This window comes from Clostridium sp. CAG:43 (assembly GCF_000434655.1).
Taxonomy (GTDB): domain Bacteria; phylum Bacillota; class Clostridia; order Lachnospirales; family Lachnospiraceae; genus Otoolea; species Otoolea fessa.
In genome coordinates, this window is record NZ_FR894978.1 from 3,656 (window position 1) to 5,834 (window position 2,179).

The window sequence follows — 2,179 nt, forward strand, 5'->3', positions numbered from 1 at the left end:
AGCCGCTTTTTCTGTTCTTTATTTGTGTTCCGCAAATCCCCGCCGCATTTTTTCCAGCGCCCGCTTCTCGATCCGGCTCACATAAGAACGCGAAATCCCAAGTCTGGCGGCAATCTCCCGCTGCGTCTGTTCCTTTCCGCCAAACAGCCCGTACCGGCTGCGTAAGACGATTTTCTCTGTTTCTTTTAAACACGCTTCATAGGCGCGGTAAAGCTGTTCAATTTCCTGCTTTAAAATAATGGTTTCCAGAACTTCTTTTCCTTCTGCCTCCAGCACATCCATCCGGCTAACGGTTTCTCCATCTTTATCTACCCCGATCGGGTCATATAATGAGATATCCTTTGCATATTTTTTACCAGCACGGAAGGTCATCAGAATCTCATTCTCGATACATTTCGCCGCATACGTCGCCAACCGCGATCCCCGCTCCGGATGAAACGTATTGACCGCTTTAATGAGCCCGATGGTGCCGATCGACAGGAGATCTTCCATTTCATAATCTGTACCCTGATATTTTCTGGTCACATGCGCCACCAGCCGTAAATTTCGCTCTATCAGAGTATTGCGTGCCTCATGGTCTCCCTCTTTCATGCGTTCCAGACAGGACCGTTCCTCTCCAGGTGTCAAAGGCTTTGGAAATGTATGCAAAGAAAAAGCCACCCTGAAGCTTACTTACTGATAGTTTATGCTTCGGTGGCTTTTCCAGTGCACCACTTGCTTTTCCGATTTTAGAAAGGAAGCTAAAAATCATACCATCCAGCCGGTTATAAATCCGCTACTTCTAAAAATATTGATACCTCTTTCTCTTCGCCACCAAAAAGATAACTGACACCGTCACGGACATACACTCCGCCACGATAATTGCGCCCCAGATTCCGTTCAGGCCCAGGAGCAGCGGCAGAATGATAACCGATGCACTTTCAAACACAAGAGTACGCAAAAAAGCTATCAGCGCCGAGGTCAGTCCATCTCCCAACGCCGTAAAAAAGGCGGAACTGAAAATGGAGAAACCGCAGAATAAAAACGAAACCGCATAAATGGAATACGCATGTACCGTCATGTCCAGAAGCCCGGCATCATATCCTACGAAAATAGCTGCCAACGGTGCCGCCATCACCTCGGACAGCAGCAGCATGCTCAGAGACGCCGCCGCGATCAGAACCACACTGCGCTTTAGCAGGTTATTTAGCTCCTTTTTATTTCCTGCGCCGTAGTGATAGCTGATAACCGGAGCTACGCCGGTCGCATAACCGATGAAAATCGCAAGGAAAATAAAGTCCACATACATGATGGTTCCGTAAGCTGCGACTCCGTTTTCTCCCGCGTAGCGCATCAGCTGCGCGTTATACAGCATGCCGACAATGGACATGGAAATACTGCTCATCAATTCCGATACACCGTTGGTGCAGGCACGTCTGAGCGCTCCTCCATCCCACTTTGGTCTGCGAAGGCGCAGGCTGCTGCTGTTCTTCCGCAGGAAATAAACCAGCGGTATCGTTCCGCCTATGATCTGTCCCATCGCAGTCGCCATCGCCGCTCCGGCAATTCCCCAATGGAACACTCCCATGAACAGAACATCTCCCGTCATATTGAGCACACCCGAAATGATCGTTACAATCAGCCCCAGCTTCGGCTTCTCCGCCGTCACGGAAAGGCTGCCAAACGCATACTGCAGCATTAAAAACGGAAGCGCCACCAGAATGATCCGTCCATACCGGATGCAGTCCGCCAGCATCTCTCCCTTCGCGCCAAGAAAGGCAGCGATCTGCGGTAAAAACAGAATACTGATAACCGCAATTACCAGACCAGAAACAACGGTCGCAGCGATCAGAAGGGAAAAAATCTCCTGCGCCTTCTCACGCCTGCCCTCGCCCATAATCCGGGCGATCAGGGCACTTCCACCCGTGCCGAACATAAATCCCATGGCACCTACGACCATCAGAAACGGCATAATGAAATTGACCGCCGCAAACGGCGTTTTTCCTACAAAATTCGATACAAAATATCCATCTACCACTCCGTAAATGGAGGTAAAAATCATCATTAAAATAGATGGAATTGTAAACCGGATCAATCTCCCAAAACCGAAATGATCCGATAACTGAATCCTCTGTTCCATAACATTCTCCTGTCAAATTTTTAAGTAATTCTGTCATTATATCACGATTCGCATCTTCGA

General features: G+C 48.9%; 2 protein-coding genes. Both read right to left on the reverse strand.

Annotation, left to right across the window (positions count from 1 at the left end):
• Positions 1 to 18 precede the first annotated feature (18 nt).
• Positions 19 to 648, reverse strand: coding sequence for an RNA polymerase sporulation sigma factor SigK (gene sigK / locus QVO97_RS00285; RefSeq protein WP_022358454.1), 630 nt, complete (start codon positions 646 to 648; stop codon positions 19 to 21).
• A gap of 133 nt (positions 649 to 781) precedes the next feature.
• The gene (locus QVO97_RS00290; RefSeq protein ID WP_022358455.1) at positions 782 to 2,119 is read right to left on the reverse strand and encodes an MATE family efflux transporter; all 1,338 of its coding nucleotides are present in this window, start codon (positions 2,117 to 2,119) and stop codon (positions 782 to 784) included.
• Between the last annotated feature and the right edge of the window lie 60 nt (positions 2,120 to 2,179).